Annotated in this window: 15 protein-coding genes; 6 read left to right on the top strand and 9 right to left on the bottom strand. The window is 74.9% G+C overall.

Translation table 11 applies throughout. The annotated features are described in order from the left end of the window. Positions 1-2,046 (top strand): glycosyltransferase family 39 protein (locus FHL80_RS17250; RefSeq protein ID WP_138734609.1); only part of this gene is annotated, 2,046 nt, incomplete at its 5' end. Positions 2,047-2,099: 53 nt separating this feature from the next. Here FHL80_RS17250 and FHL80_RS17245 read toward each other — a convergent pair. Continuing rightward, positions 2,100-2,618: a hypothetical protein gene (locus tag FHL80_RS17245; protein ID WP_138734608.1), complete on the bottom strand. Its 519-nt coding sequence runs from the start codon at positions 2,616-2,618 to the stop codon at positions 2,100-2,102. After that, positions 2,615-3,814, bottom strand: coding sequence for an acyl-CoA dehydrogenase family protein (locus tag FHL80_RS17240; protein ID WP_138734607.1), 1,200 nt, complete (start codon positions 3,812-3,814; stop codon positions 2,615-2,617). The genes FHL80_RS17245 and FHL80_RS17240 overlap by 4 nt, the downstream gene beginning before the upstream one ends. A 121-nt stretch (positions 3,815-3,935) precedes the next feature. Between FHL80_RS17240 and FHL80_RS17235 the strand changes: the two genes are divergently transcribed. Both FHL80_RS17235 and FHL80_RS17230 read left to right on the top strand, forming a co-directional pair. Beyond that, complete coding sequence (locus FHL80_RS17235; protein ID WP_138734606.1) at positions 3,936-4,631, top strand: hypothetical protein; 696 nt, start codon at positions 3,936-3,938, stop codon at positions 4,629-4,631. A 16-nt stretch (positions 4,632-4,647) separates the two neighbouring features. Continuing rightward, a complete protein-coding gene (locus FHL80_RS17230) occupies positions 4,648-5,013 on the top strand; it encodes a DUF4190 domain-containing protein (protein WP_138734605.1) in 366 nt (121 codons plus the stop codon). A 4-nt stretch (positions 5,014-5,017) separates the two neighbouring features. On the opposite strand, the gene FHL80_RS17225 is transcribed toward FHL80_RS17230, so the two are convergent. The 3 genes from FHL80_RS17225 to FHL80_RS17215 form a co-directional block, all read right to left on the bottom strand. Continuing rightward, entirely contained in the window at positions 5,018-5,971 is a 954-nt protein-coding gene (locus tag FHL80_RS17225) for an HpcH/HpaI aldolase/citrate lyase family protein (RefSeq protein ID WP_138734604.1), read from the bottom strand. A 66-nt stretch (positions 5,972-6,037) separates the two neighbouring features. Next, entirely contained in the window at positions 6,038-6,964 is a 927-nt protein-coding gene (locus FHL80_RS17220) for a DMT family transporter (protein WP_246078753.1), read from the bottom strand. Continuing rightward, on the bottom strand, positions 6,961-7,842 hold the full coding sequence (locus tag FHL80_RS17215) for a PhzF family phenazine biosynthesis protein (RefSeq protein ID WP_138734603.1): 882 nt from the start codon (positions 7,840-7,842) through the stop codon (positions 6,961-6,963). Before FHL80_RS17215 ends, FHL80_RS17220 begins: the two co-directional genes overlap by 4 nt. Before the next feature lie 25 nt (positions 7,843-7,867). Here FHL80_RS17215 and FHL80_RS17210 point away from each other — a divergent pair, with 25 nt between their 5' ends. Together FHL80_RS17210 and FHL80_RS17205 are read left to right on the top strand one after the other, a co-directional pair. After that, positions 7,868-9,106, top strand: a complete 1,239-nt coding sequence (locus FHL80_RS17210; RefSeq protein ID WP_138734602.1) for a magnesium transporter MgtE N-terminal domain-containing protein — start codon at positions 7,868-7,870, stop codon at positions 9,104-9,106. Then, positions 9,099-9,632 carry a DUF1003 domain-containing protein gene (locus tag FHL80_RS17205; RefSeq protein WP_138734601.1) on the top strand — a complete coding sequence of 178 codons (534 nt, stop codon included), beginning with the start codon at positions 9,099-9,101 and terminating at the stop codon, positions 9,630-9,632. The genes FHL80_RS17210 and FHL80_RS17205 overlap by 8 nt, the downstream gene beginning before the upstream one ends. Before the next feature lie 141 nt (positions 9,633-9,773). Here the strand turns inward: FHL80_RS17205 and FHL80_RS17200 are convergent, their stop codons facing one another. Next, positions 9,774-10,091, bottom strand: a complete 318-nt coding sequence (locus tag FHL80_RS17200; RefSeq protein WP_138734600.1) for an AzlD domain-containing protein — start codon at positions 10,089-10,091, stop codon at positions 9,774-9,776. Continuing rightward, on the bottom strand, positions 10,088-10,783 hold the full coding sequence (locus tag FHL80_RS17195; RefSeq protein WP_138734599.1) for an AzlC family ABC transporter permease: 696 nt from the start codon (positions 10,781-10,783) through the stop codon (positions 10,088-10,090). The genes FHL80_RS17200 and FHL80_RS17195 overlap by 4 nt, the downstream gene beginning before the upstream one ends. A gap of 192 nt (positions 10,784-10,975) precedes the next feature. Between FHL80_RS17195 and FHL80_RS17190 the strand changes: the two genes are divergently transcribed. Then, positions 10,976-12,136 carry an Mrp/NBP35 family ATP-binding protein gene (locus FHL80_RS17190; RefSeq protein WP_138734598.1) on the top strand — a complete coding sequence of 387 codons (1,161 nt, stop codon included), beginning with the start codon at positions 10,976-10,978 and terminating at the stop codon, positions 12,134-12,136. A 111-nt stretch (positions 12,137-12,247) separates the two neighbouring features. On the opposite strand, the gene FHL80_RS17185 is transcribed toward FHL80_RS17190, so the two are convergent. Together FHL80_RS17185 and FHL80_RS17180 are read right to left on the bottom strand one after the other, a co-directional pair. After that, positions 12,248-12,640: a twin-arginine translocase TatA/TatE family subunit gene (locus tag FHL80_RS17185; protein ID WP_246078752.1), complete on the bottom strand. Its 393-nt coding sequence runs from the start codon at positions 12,638-12,640 to the stop codon at positions 12,248-12,250. 88 nt (positions 12,641-12,728) lie between these two features. Then, the gene (locus tag FHL80_RS17180) at positions 12,729-14,075 is read right to left on the bottom strand and encodes a S1C family serine protease (RefSeq protein ID WP_246078751.1); all 1,347 of its coding nucleotides are present in this window, start codon (positions 14,073-14,075) and stop codon (positions 12,729-12,731) included. Positions 14,076-14,091: the final 16 nt, after the last annotated feature.

Below are 14,091 nucleotides of genomic sequence, written 5' to 3'. Positions count from 1 at the left end.
GCCCCGGACCCCACGCCCCCCACCGCGCGGACGTCGCGCGTGCGCCGGTGGGTGCGCGTGCGCCGGTGGGTGCGCGGCCGGGACGACGACCCCGGCTGGGTGCGCCCGTCGCTGCTCGGGCTGCTGGCCGCCACCGGGCTGCTGTACCTGTGGGACCTGGCCGCCTCCGGCTGGGCCAACGCCTTCTACGCGGCGGCCGTGCAGGCGGGGTCGCAGAGCTGGGAGGCCTTCTTCTACGGCTCCTCCGACGCCGCGAACTCGATCACCGTCGACAAGCCGCCGGCGTCGCTGTGGGTCATCGAGATCGCCGTCCGGCTGTTCGGGTTGAACTCCTGGTCGCTGCTCGTGCCGCAGGCGCTGATGGGCGTGGCCACCGTCGGGGTGCTGTACCTGTCGGTGCGCCGCGTCGCCGGCGCCGGGGCCGGTCTGCTCGCGGGCGCGGCGATGGCGCTGACCCCGGTCGCGGTGCTGATGTTCCGCTTCGACAACCCCGACGCGCTGCTGGTGCTGCTGATGAGCCTGGCCGCCTACGCCACGGTCCGGGCGCTGGAGCGGGCCAGCATGCGCTGGATGATCGGCGTCGGCGTGCTCATCGGCGTCGCGTTCCTCACCAAGACGTTGCAGGCGATGCTCGTCGTCCCCGGCTTCGCCCTCGTCTACCTGGTCGTCGCGCCCACCACGCTCGGGAAGCGCGTCCTGCACGTGCTCGCCGCGGGCGGCGCGTTGCTGGTCTCGGCCGGCTGGTGGGTGGCGGTCGTCGAACTGGTGCCCGCGTCCTGGCGGCCCTACATCGGTGGCTCGCAGACCAACTCGGTGTGGGAGCTGATCTGGGGTTACAACGGCCTGGGCCGGCTGACCGGGGACGAGACCGGGAGCGTCGGCGGGGGCGGCGGTGCAGGTGGCGGCACCTGGGGCTCGACCGGCATCACCCGGCTGTTCGGCGCCGAGATCGGCGGTCAGGTCGCCTGGCTGCTGCCGGCTGCGCTGGCGCTGCTCGTCGCCGGGCTGGTCGCCGTGGGCCGCGCCCCACGCACCGACCTGCGCCGGGCGGCGCTGCTGGTCTGGGGCAGCTGGCTGCTGGTCACCGGGCTGACCTTCAGCTTCATGGCCGGGATCTTCCACGCCTACTACACGGTGGCGCTGGCACCGGCGATCGCGGCCCTGGTCGGCATCGGCGGCGGGCTGCTCTGGCAGCGTCGCGACCGGGTGGAGGCGCGGATCGTGCTCGCGCTGACCCTGGTCGGCACCGCGGTGTGGTCGTTCGTGCTGCTCGACCGGTCGGCGGACTTCCTGCCGGCGCTGCGCTGGCTCGTCCTCGGCGCCGGCCTGCTCGCCGGGCTGGGGTTGCTGGTCGCCGACCGGGTCGGCCGGGCCGCAACCGCGGCGGTGCTCGCCGTCGGTGTCCTCGCCGCCCTCGGTGGGCCGGCCGCCTACGCGGTGCAGACCGCGGGGACGGCCCACACCGGCTCGATCCCCTCCGCGGGACCGACGGTCAGCGGCGGCACCGGCTTCGGCGGCGGCCGGGGCGGCCCCGGCGGCGGCACCCCGCCCACGGGCGGCTTCGGCGGCCCGGCCGGCGCCCCCGGCCAGCTGGGCACGCCCCCCGCCGGCACGGGCGCGCCGACGGGCGGCAACGCCACCGGCACCGGCCGGCCCACCGGCGGCGCGGGCGGCATGGGCGGGCTGCTGGACGCGGCCGACCCCAGCGACGAGGTGGTCGCGGCCCTCGAGGAGGACGCCGACTCCTACACCTGGGTGGCCGCCGCGGTCGGGTCGAACACGGCCGCCGGCTACCAGCTGGCGACCGGTGACCCGGTGATGGCCCTCGGTGGCTTCAACGGCAGCGATCCCTCGCCCACCCTGGCGCAGTTCCAGGCGTACGTCGCCGGCGGGCAGGTCCACTGGTTCATCGGCGGCAGCCTCGGCATGGGCAGTGACGACGGGAGCAGCGCGTCGGCCGAGGTCGCGGCCTGGGTGGCGGGGAACTCCACCGCCCAGACCGTCGACGGCGTCACGATGTACGACCTCAGCAGCGCCACCGGCTGAGGTCCCAGGAGTCGAGCTCTGCTCCAGATGTGGAGCAGAGCTCGACCCTCCGCTCACCTGCTCGGTGGGACCGGCGACCAGGGATCGAACAGCCGGCCGAGCGTCCGGTCCGGCGAGCGGTAGACGACCGGCTCGCCCCGCCGGAGCGCGACCGTGACGACCTCCTCGGCACCGTCGCGCTGCACCGCCACCGCCCGGACCGCGTCCAGGGCGACCCGGGTGGTCCCGGCGACGCCGGCGGCGTGCTCGGCGGACGAGCCGAACACCGGCGACCGGCGTGCGGCCCGCCGCCGGGCCGCACGGAGTGCAGCGACCGCGAGGGCGGCCACGCTCGCGGCCAGCAGCACCCACGGCAGCCAGGTCACCCCCGGCAGCAGGAAGCCGATGCCCACCGCGGCGGCGAACAGCCCTCCGACCGCCGCCGTCCAGGCCAGGAACGCGCGCAGCCGCCGCCGGGTGTCGGCCGAGGTCGGGACGTCGACCGGCGCCGTGCACCACCCGTCGTCATAGACCGTCAGCAACGACCACCGGTCCGCGCCGTCCCGCACCGAGACCCATCCCCGGCTGCTCACCGCTTCAGCGCGTACTCCTGGAGGAGCCCCCGGCTGATGATCGTCTTCTGGATCTCGCTGGTGCCCTCGCCGATGAGCAGGAACGGCGCCTCGCGCATCAGCCGCTCGATCTCGTACTCCGTGGAGTAGCCGTAGCCGCCGTGGATCCGGAACGACTCACTCGTGACCTCGACCGCGAACTCGCTGGCCAGCAGCTTGGCCATGCCGGCCTCGACGTCGTTGCGCCGGCCGGCGTCCTTCAGCCGCGCGGCCCGCACCATCATCGCGTGCGCGGCCTCGACCTTGGTCGCCATCTCCGCGAGCTTGAACGCGATCGCCTGGTGGCCGGCGATCGGCCTGCCGAAGGTCTCCCGCTGCTGGGCGTAGTCGATGGCCAGCTCGAAGGCGCGCAGCGCGATGCCGCAGCCGCGTGCGGCCACGTTCACCCGGCCCACCTCCACGCCGTCCATCATCTGCGCGAACCCGCGCCCGGGCACCCCGCCCAGCACGTCGTCGGCGGAGACGGCGAAGCCGTCGAACACCAGCTCGGTGGTGTCGACGCCCTTGTAGCCCATCTTGTCGATCTTCCCCGGGATCGTCAGGCCCGGGAGCACCTCACCGAACCCGGCCGGCTTCTCGACCAGGAACGTGGTCAGGTTCCGGTGGGCCTTCTCGGCACCCTCCTCGGTGCGGACCAGGACCGCGACCAGCGTGGAGCTGCCGCCGTTGGTGAGCCACATCTTCTGGCCGTCGACGACGTAGGAACCGTCGTCCCGTCGAGACGCCTTGGTGCGGATCCCGGCCACGTCCGAGCCCAGGCCCGGTTCGGACATCGAGAACGCACCCCGCACCTCCCCGGTGGCCATCCGCGGCAGCAGCCGCTCCCGCTGCTCCGGCGTCCCGTGCTGCACCAGCATGTGGGCGACGATGAAGTGGGTGTTGATGACCCCGGAGACGCTCATCCAGCCGCGGGCGATCTCCTCGACCACCAGCGCGTAGGTCAGCAGCGACTCCCCCAGCCCGCCGAACTCCTCGGGGATCATCAGCCCGAAGACGCCCATGTCCTTCAGGCCCTCGACGATCTCGGTCGGGTAGACGTCGCCGTGCTCGAGCTCCTGCGCGGTGGGGATGATCTCCTCCTCCACGAAGCCGCGGACCGTCGCCAGGATCTCGGTCTGCACGTCGGTCAGGTCCGCGGTCTGGGCCAGGCGGCTCATCGCTCGCTCCTCGGGACGCCGGTGCCTCGGTCACCGGTGAGTATGGACGAGCCGGGGGTCCCGCTCCGGTGGCCCGCCCGGCGTCCCCGGGCGCACAGCGCCGGCGGTTACCGTCGCTGGGGTGTGGTCCCGCGGCGTCCTCCTCGGCGCGGTGACGGCCGCCGTCCTGGCCCTGGCCGGCTGCACCGGGAGCGCCTCCACGGGGACCACCGCGACCGCCACCGGCTCGGCCGAACCACCGGCGGCGTCGGCCGCGGCAGCGGCAGAGGCGGCCGCCGACCCGGCGCTCGCCACCTCCCCGGCCGACGCGGCGCTGGCGCTGGCGCTGCGCGCCGGCGACCTGCCGGCCGGCTGGTCGGTGCAGGCCAACCCGCTGTCGGAGGGCGCCGCGCTGGTCGACAACCCGAGCCTCGCCGGCATCTGCGGCGCTCCCTTCACCTCCGAGGTGCACCGGACGACGAAGCACCCGGTGGTCGGGCTGGACGGCGGCCGCACCCCGCAGGTCTCGTCCGAGGCGATCGCCTACGACTCCGCCACCGCCGCGGCCACCGCCGTGCAGGAGCTGGTGCAGGCCTTCGGGAGCTGCCCGGCCGACGAGTACACCTTCGAGCCGGGGCCACCCGCCGACGGGCTGGCCGAGGACAGCGTGGTCGTCCAGTACCGGCTCCCCGACGGGAGCACGCAGGTCGTCGCGGCGCAGGCCCGCGGGCAGGTGCTGTCGGTGCTGATCGGCGAGGACCCGGCGACCACCGCGGCCGCCGCCCGGTCGATCGCCGTCCGGATGGCGGCCCTGCCTGCCGCGGCCATCGGCGGCTGACCCGCACACTGACCCGGTGAGCCAGGACGACCTGTACCGCGGTGACCCGCCGCCCGCGTACGGCCCACCCCCCGGGTACCCGCCACCGGCGTACGGCCCGCCCGGCTACGGGCCCGGCTACGGCCCGCCGGGCTACGGCTGGCGGCCGCCGACCAACCAGCTCGCGGTCGTCGCGCTGGTGCTCACCTTCGTCTTCCCGCCGGCCGGGCTGGTCTGCGGCATCGTGGCCCGCCGGCAGCTGCGCCGGACCGGCGAGGGCGGGGACGGCGTGACCCTTGCCGCGATCATCATCGGCGGCATCTCGACGACGCTCATCGTCGTCGGGCTGCTGCTGTGGATCTCCCTGCTCGCCTCGATCGGCAACGGCGCCTTCGCCCCGTAGCCCCTCAGGCCTGCGGTGGGGTGAAGGTCGAGGTCCGGGACAGCCCGGCGGCCCGGCCCTTGCCGGCGATGACCAGGGCCATCTTCCGGCTCGCCTCGTCGATCATCTCCTCGCCCAGCATCGCCGAGCCCTTCGCGCCGCCGGCCGCCGAGGTCGCCCAGTCGTAGGCGTCGAGGATCAGCTCGGCGTGGTCGTAGTCGGCCTGCGCGGGGGCGTAGACCTCGTTCGCCGCGTCGATCTGCCCCGGGTGCAGCACCCACTTGCCGTCGAAGCCGAGCACCGCCGACCGCCTCGCGACCTCGGTGAACGCCGGCACGTCACGGACCTGCAGGAACGGTCCGTCGATGGCCTGCACCCCACGCGCCCGGGCGGCCATCAGGATCTGCATCAGGACGTGGTGGAACGGGTCGCCCGGGTAGTCCGGGTGCAGCGCCCCGACCGCCAGCGACTTCATGTTGATGCTGGCCATGAAGTCGGCCGGGCCGAAGATGATCGTCTCGATCCGCGGGCTGGCGAAGGCGATGTCGTTGACGTTGACCAGGCCCTGCGCGGTCTCGATCTGCGCCTCGATGCCGATCCGGCCGACCTCCAGGCCGTTGGCCTTCTCCAGCTGGGTGAGCAGCAGGTCCAGCGCCTGCACCTGCGCGGCGTCGGCGACCTTGGGCAGCATGATGCAGTCCAGCTCCGCGCCCGCCCCACCGACCACCTCGATCACGTCGGTGAAGGTCCACTCCGTCGTCCAGTCGTTGACCCGGACGGTGCGGATCGTCGACCCCCAGCCGCCCTCGTTGAGCGCCGCGACGATGTTCTTCCGCGCCCCGGGCTTGGCCAGCGGCGCGCAGGCGTCCTCCAGGTCCAGGAACACCTGGTCGGCGGGCAGCCCCTTCGCCTTCTCCAGGAACCGGGGGTTGCTGCCCGGGACGGCGAGGTTGGAACGACGGGATCGGAGCTCGGCCACGGTGCCTCTCTCTTCTCATCAGCGGCGGGTGACCGGAGGGTAGCCACGTGGCGACCACCGCCTCCGCTACAGCGGCTCGGCCTCCGGGGCAGGACGTCCGGCCCGGACGACGAGGGCCACCCCGAGGACGACGGCGACCATGCCCGGCACCGCGAGCAGCGGCGGCGCCTGCTGCAGCAGCACCAGCGCCACGACCAGCGCCCCGGGCACCTCCAGCAGGACGGCCAGCCCCACGACCGTCGGGCCGACCGAGGAGAGCACCAGGTTGAGCAGCGTGTGCCCGAGCAGCTGCGCGCAGAAGGTGATCGCCGCGATCAGCCACCAGTCCCGGGCGCTGAACCCGGTCAGCGGCACGTCGGCGACCAGCGCCGCGACCGCCAGCGCGACCGCGCAGGTCGAGTAGCAGACGACCGCGTAGACCGACGTGCTCAGCCGCTCCCGCGCCCGGGCGCCGGCCAGCATGTAGCCACCGGCGCTGATCGCGCCGAGCAGCGCGAGCCCGTCGCCGGCGAGCGCCTCCCACGAGACGGTGACGTCGACCCCGGCGATCAGCGCGGCCCCGAACACCGCGAGCACCAGCCCCCACCACACCTGCGCGGGCAGCTGCACCCCGGCGGCGCGGGCGGCCAGCGACGTCCAGATCGGCGTCGTCGTCACCAGGGCGGTGGAGGCGGCGACCGTCGTCATCGACAGGCTCGGCAGCCAGGTGGAGAAGTGCGCGGCGAGGAAGAGCCCGGCCACGACCGAGCTGCTCAGCTGCCGGGGCCGCAGGGCACGCACGACCGACCGCTCGCGGACCAGCAGCACCGGCAGCAGCACGGCCGCGCCGGCCGCGTTGCGCCAGAACGCGATGGCCAGGAACGAGGCGGCCACCAGCGTGGTGAGCGGACCGGAGAAGGAGACGCCGACGACCGCGATGGCCATCAGCCCGACGTCCCGGCCGCCCGGCCGGTGGAGGGCCCACGCCGGCGCCGCGGACGTGTCCGTGCTCATCCGGGCACGCGGACGGTGCCCGTGGCGATCGGGCGCACCGCGCCGGCCACGCTCACCTCGACGACGGCGCCGTCGGCGACGGTGACCCGGCCGGCCAGCTCCGAGGGCCGGCCGACCGCCGCGCCCTGGGCGAGCCGGTAGTCGGTGACGCCCTCGCCGGCCAGCCCCTCGGCGGCCAGCCAGATGCCGGTGCCCAGGGCCGCCGAACCGGTGGCCGGGTCCTCCTCGTAGTCCAGCCCGTCGGCGAACACCCGGACGGTGCCGGTGCGGCTGCCGGCGTCCCACTCGAGCACCGAGACGCCGCCCTGCACGCCGGGCAGCAGGTCGGCCAGCGCCGCCGGGTCGGGCACGGCCCGCTCGGCCGCCCCGGGGCGCACCTCCAGCTGGGCGAAGTCGATGCCGCAGCCGACCAGGTGCACGGGCCGGCCGGTGAGGTCGGCGGGCCCGAGGCCCAGGGCGGCGGCCAACGCGCCGGCGTCCGGCCCGGGCTGCAGCGACACGGTCCCGCCGGTGAGCCGGGCACCGTCGCCGTCCACGTCGACCGCGACCACCCCGGCACCGCACTCCTGGCGGAGCACGCCGGCGGGCAGCCGGCCGAGCCGGACCAGGGTGTGCGCGGTGCCGACGCTGGGGTGCCCGGCGAAGGGCAGCTCGGTGCGCGGGGTGAAGATCCGGACCCGGTAGTCGGCGTCCCCGGTGGTGGGCGCGCTGACGAAGGTGGACTCCGAGTAGCCGAACTCGGCGGCCAGCGCCTGGCACTGCGCGGTGGTCAGGTCACCGGCGTCCAGCACCACGGCGAGCTGGTTGCCGCTGAACGGGCGGGGCGCGAAGACGTCCACGATCTCGTAGCTGAGCTGGTCGGTTCCCGGGGCCACCACGACGGCGACGGTAGCCTCAGCCCCCGTGACCACGGTGACGAGGGCGTACGTGAGCCGGGTGGCCGGCCTGACCGTCTTCGACCCCAACGGGGACCGGGTCGGCAAGGTGCGGGACGTGCTGGTCGCGCTGCGGGTGGACACCGCCGCCCCGCGGGCGCTGGGACTGATCGTCGAGGTCGTCGCCCGGCGCCGGATCTTCGTCCCGATGGGCCGGGTGACCGGCGTGGACGCGAACTCGGTGATGCTCTCCTCGGGCACGCTGAACCTGAAGCGCTTCGAGCAGCGGGCCGGCGAGACCCTGGTGCTCGGCGAGCTGCTGGACCGGTCGGTCACGATCAACGAGTCCGGCCGCCCGGCCACGGTGGTCGACGCCGCCATCGAGCAGACCCGCACCGGCGACTGGGTGCTCTCCCGGCTCGCGGTCTCCGAGCCCGGCCGGCTCGGCCGCCGCGGCCAGCTCCGCCAGCTGTCCTGGGACGAGGTGAGCGGGCTCGCGCTGCCGCAGACCGGGCAGAGCGCCGAGACGCTGATCGCCACCTACCGCGAGCTGAACGCCGCCGACGTGGCCCACGCGCTGCAGGAGCTGCCGATCAAGCGGCGGCACGAGGTCGCCGAGGCGATGGGCGACGAGCGGCTCGCCGACGTGCTGGGTGAGCTCCCCGAGGCCGAGCAGATCGTCATCCTGGGCACCCTGGAGGAGGGCCGGGCCGCCGACGTCCTGGAGGAGATGGACCCCGACGACGCCGCGGACCTGCTGGCCGAGCTGTCCAACGTCGACCGCGACCGGCTGCTGGAGCTGATGGAGCCCGACGAGGCCGAGCCGGTCCGTCAGCTGCTGAAGTACTCCGAGGACACCGCCGGCGGGATCATGACCAGCGAGCCGGTGATCCTGACTCACGACGCGACGATCGCCGAGGCCCTCGCGCGGGTCCGCGCCCCGGAGATCACCCCGGCGCTGGCCAGCCAGGTCTACGTCTGCCGGCCCCCCTCCGCCACCCCGACCGGCCGCTACCTGGGGCTGGCGCACATCCAGCGGCTGCTCCGCGAGCCACCGTCGACCCTGGTCAGCGGTGCGCTGGACGACCTCGAGCCGTTGCGCCCGGAGGCCCCGCTCGCCGAGGTCACCCGCTACTTCGCCACCTACAACCTGGTGGCCGCCCCGGTCGTCGACGCGCAGGGCCGGCTCGTCGGGGCGGTCAGCGTCGACGACGTCCTGGACCACCTGCTGCCCGAGGACTGGCGCGAGCGGGCCCGACGTGGCTGACGAGCGGCGCCCCGAGCAGCGGCTCGACCAGCCCCGCGGCAGCCGCGGGCTGGGCGACTTCCTGCGGCTGGACCCCGACGCGGTCGGTCGGTTCGCCGAGGGGATCGCCCGGTTCCTGGGCACCGGCCGGTTCCTCGCCGTCCAGACGGTCATCGTGATCGTCTGGATCGTGCTCAACGTCGCCGCGGTCAACCTGCGGTGGGACCCGTACCCGTTCATCCTGCTCAACCTGGCGTTCTCCACCCAGGCCGCGTACGCCGCGCCGCTGATCCTGCTGGCCCAGAACCGGCAGGCCGACCGGGACCGGGTGCAGGCCGAGGAGGACCGCAGCCGGGCCGCGCAGACCCGGGCGGACACCGAGTACCTGGCCCGCGAGCTCGCGTCGCTGCGGGTGGCGGTCGGCGAGCTGGCCACCCGCGACTTCATCCGCGGCGAGCTGAACCGGCTGCTGCCCGACGACGGCGCGGACGACGGCGGGGAGCGCAAGAAGAAGAAGCGCCGGGAGCAGGCCGACCCGGTCAGCTGAGGACGCGCAGCACGGCCCCGACGGGGTCGCCGGACGTCTTCCCCACCCCGGGCGGCCCTCCGCCGAGTGACAGCTCAGCGTGGACGGAGGCGCCCGGTTTCAACGCTCGGCTGTCACTCGGCGAGACGAGGAGCTCGTTGGTCAGCCGGTGAGCAGGTGCACCAGCGCACCGGCGCCGCCGGCCAGCAGCACGACGACGATGAACGGCGCCCGCAGCGCCAGGGCCAGCGCCGCGACCGCCAGACCGACCAGCCGGCCGTCGGCCACCAGCGCGCCCTCCGAGGTGGCCGCCTGCACCGCGACCAGCGCGGCCAGCAGCGCCGCGGGCACGAAGTCGACCACCCGGACCACCGCGGGGTGCTGGACCCAGGCCGCCGGCACCGACAGCCCGGCGTACTTCAGCAGGTAGCAGCCGGCCGCCCCGACGAGCACGACCGTCCACAGCGTCCCGGTGCTCACCGGGTCACCGCCCGCGTCCGCGGCCGGCCGGCGAGCGCCACCGCGACGACGGCGAGCACGACCTGCACACCGGCCGGGACGAACGGCGTCAGCGCCAGCGCGACGACCGCACCACCCAGGGCGACCCGGCGCTGCACGCCGGCCTCGGGAGCACCCCGCCGCAGCCGCGGCCACAGCAGCGCCAGGAACGCCGCCGGGACGACGGAGTCCAGCGCGGCCTGCGCCGTCTCCCCGAGCGCGCCCGCCCCGAGCGCGCCGACCAGCGTCGTCACGTTCCAGCCCAGGTAGATGGTGGCGCCGGTGACCCAGAAGGCGAGCCGGCCGAGCTCGCGATCGGGGGCGGCGACCGCCATCGCGGTCGTCTCGTCGATCACCCAGTGCGCCGCACCGGCCCGGCGCAGCCGCCCGCGCGGGGCCAGCATCGGGGCGAGCCGGACGCCGTAGACGGTGTTCCGGGTGCCCAGCAGCAGCGCGCTGCCGATCGCGGCGAGCGCTCCCCCGCCGGCGCCGAGCACGCCGACCAGCGCGAACTGGGACGCTCCGGTGAACATCAGCAGCGACATGGCCAGCGCCTGCCACGCGTCCAGGCCGGCGCCCACTGCGGCCGCCCCGAACGCGACCCCGTACAGGCCGACGGCCACGCCGAGCCCGACGGCGTCCCGGAGCGTGGCGGAGCGGGCGGACCGGGGCACCCCGCCGACCCTAGTGAGCGGCCGCTCCCGCGGGCCGGGGCCCCTGGTGACCCGGGGTTCCGGGCAGTTCCCGGCGTCACACCCCGGGCCGGGCGGGCACCCCTCCCATCCGCCGTACAGTGGCAGGACGCCCCGCGCGCTGGTCACGAGCAGGTGCGCGCAGGCTCCCCGTCGAAGGAGACACATCCGCCCATGACCGACACGTTGACCGGTTCGCCGGCGCTCGACGCCGTGAACGCGGCGCTGGCGACCGTCCAGGACCCGGAGATCAACCGGCCGCTGCCCGAGCTGGGCATGGTCAAGGACGTGCAGATCGGCGTCGGCGGCGACCCGGGCGCCGTGCGCATCGAGGTCTACCTCACCGTCGCCGGCTGCCCCATGCGCGAGACGATCACCAACCGCGTCACCCAGGCCGTGGGCGCCGTCCCCGGCGTGACCACGGTCCAGGTCGGCCTGGACGTGATGAGCGACGAGCAGCGCACCGAGCTCCGCAAGACCGTCCGGGGCACGGACGCCGCCGAGCCGGTCATCCCGTTCGCGCAGCCCGGCTCGCTGACCCGCGTCTACGCGGTCGCGTCCGGCAAGGGCGGCGTCGGCAAGTCCAGCGTGACGGTGAACCTGGCCGCCGCGCTGGCCAGGAAGGGCCTGTCCGTCGGCGTCGTGGACGCCGACATCTACGGCCACTCGGTGCCCCGCATGCTCGGCGTCGACGAGAAGCCGACCCAGGTCGAGAACATGATCATGCCGCCGCAGTCCTACGGTGTGAAGGTCATCTCGATCGGCATGTTCACCCCGGGGAACACCCCGGTCGTCTGGCGCGGGCCGATGCTGCACCGCGCGCTGCAGCAGTTCCTCGCCGACGTGTGGTGGGGCGACCTCGACGTCCTGCTGATGGACCTCCCGCCGGGCACCGGTGACGTCGCGATCTCGGTGGCCCAGCTGGTGCCGAACGCCGAGATCCTGGTGGTGACCACGCCGCAGCTGGCCGCCGCCGAGGTCGCCGAGCGGGCCGGCGCGATCGCCACCCAGACCCACCAGCAGGTGGTCGGGGTCGTGGAGAACATGTCCTGGCTCGAGCTGCCCGACGGCCAGCGCATGGAGGTCTTCGGCTCCGGCGGCGGCCAGGCGGTGTCCGACGCGCTGACCAAGACCCTCGGCGCCCGGGTGCCGCTGCTCGGTCAGATCCCGCTGGACACCCGGCTGCGCGAGGCCGGCGACGCAGGTGCGCCGATCGTGCTGGCCGAGCCCGAGGCGCCGGCCGCCCAGGCGCTGGCCGCGATCGCCGACTCCCTCGCCGTCCGCCAGCGCGGGCTGTCCGGCATGTCCCTGGGGCTGACGCCGGTCCGCCGCTGACGCACCGACGGCAGAGGCCGGTCACTCCCGCGGGAGTGACCGGCCTCTGCGGAAGAACCCGCCTGCCCCCCACGCCTCGCACGCTCGGCGCGGGCCCCTGCAGGCGGGCCGTCAGGTCGCGTCGGGGTCGAACGGCGGGGGTGTCGCGGAGTCCCGTGCCCGGTTGCGCTGCGAGGGCCGGACCCGGCCCGCGGCGGTGGCCGCCGTCGCGCCGGTCGTCCCGGAGGCGCTGCCCCGGGGGACCGGGGCGTCGTCGTCGAGCAGCTGCTGCCGGATGAACGTCTTGGGGTGGTACTGCCGCAGGTCCACGTCCCGCAGGTGGTCGAAGTCGTCGCCCAGGGACTCGTGCAGCTGCCCGCGCACACCGGTGATCGCCTCGCGGACCTTCTTCAGCCCGGCGGCGGCGTCCTTGGCCAGGGTGGGCAGCCGCTCGGGACCGAAGATGAACAGCGCGGCCAGCGCGAGGACGACGATCTCGCCCCAGCCGATCGAGTCGAACACCATTCCTCCCCTGAGTCCTGCCCAGCGTAGTTCGGCCCTCTGCAGGGGCCCGCCACGAGCGTGCGAGTGCTGGGGAGCAGGGGGTCCTTCGTCAGGCGGTGGCGAGGGTGGCCGTGACCTCGCGGGAGCTGCCGTTGCGGACGAGCTCCAGGGTGATGGTGTCGCCCGGCTCGTGGGCGTCGACCGCGACGACGAGCTCCTCGGAGCTGGCCACCGGCGCACCGTCGACGGCGATGACCACGTCCTGCTCCTGCACGCCGGCGTCGGCGGCCGGGCTGTCGGGCTCGACGTTGAGCACCAGCGCGCCGTCCCGGGTGCCGTCGGTGACGGTGCGGGCGTTGACGCCCAGCGAGGCGTGCACCGCGGTGCCGGTGGAGATGAGCTGCTCGGCGATGTCGCGCACCGTGTCGATCGGGATGGCGAAGCCGAGGCCGATCGAGCCGCCGGTCGTGCTGCTGCCGCCGACGGAGGCGATGGCGGTGTTGATGCCTATCACCGCCCCGGTGCCGTCGACCAGCGCGCCGCCGGAGTTGCCCGGGTTGATCGGTGCGTCGGTCTGCACGGCGCTGATCACCGCGTTGGTGTCGCTGCCCTCACCGGAGAGCCGCACCGGCCGGTCCAGCGCGCTGACGATGCCGCTGGTGACCGTGCCGGCCAGGCCGAGCGGCGAGCCGATGGCCACCACCGGGTCGCCGACCACCAGGTCGTCGGACTCCCCCAGCGCCGCCTCGGCCAGCCCGGGCTTGTCGACCTTGAGGACGGCGATGTCGCTGGCCGGATCGCGGCCGACGATCTCCGCCGCGGAACCGCTGCCGTCGCTGAACACCGCGCGGATCGAGGCGTCCTCGGCGTCCGCGGCCCCGGAGACGACGTGGTTGTTGGTGACGATGTAGCCGCCGTCGGCGTCGATCACGACGCCGGAGCCGGTGGCGCCCGCGTTGGTGAGGGTGACCTCGATCGAGACCACCGTGGGGTTGACCCGGCCGGCGATGTCGGCGACCGACCCGGGTTCGCGGCTCACCCCCGGCGACACCGACGACAGCTGGGTGCCCGGCGCGAGCAACGGCTCCTCGTCGGCGGTCCGCCCCAGCCACCAGGCGGTGGTGCCACCGACGACGCCCACCAGCAGCAGGCTCAGCAGCGCCAGGACCATGAGCCGCACGGAGACGTCACGCAGCCGGAGCTTCTTGCGCCCCTGCGCGTCCACGACGACCGGGCCGTCGTCGGCCTCCGGCTCCGCCGGGTACTCGGCGGGCGCACCGAGTCCGGCCGGCGCGTACGGGTCACGCCAGGGGTCGGCGGCTGCGTCGGGCTTCCAGAACGGGGCGGTCGCGGTGCGGCGGGCGGTCCGCCGGCCGCCGGGCGGCTCACCGAGCCCGCGGGCGCCGTCCCGGGGGGCGAAGGCACGCAGCAGGGCCTCCGGTGGCGGCGGGGGCACCGGGCGGGGCGGTGCG

Origin of the sequence: Modestobacter excelsi, from assembly GCF_005930495.1 — a bacterium.
GTDB classification, from domain to species: domain Bacteria; phylum Actinomycetota; class Actinomycetes; order Mycobacteriales; family Geodermatophilaceae; genus Modestobacter; species Modestobacter excelsi.
The sequence above is the reverse complement of the archived record's forward strand: the minus strand, read 5'-3'. Positions and strand labels throughout refer to the sequence as shown.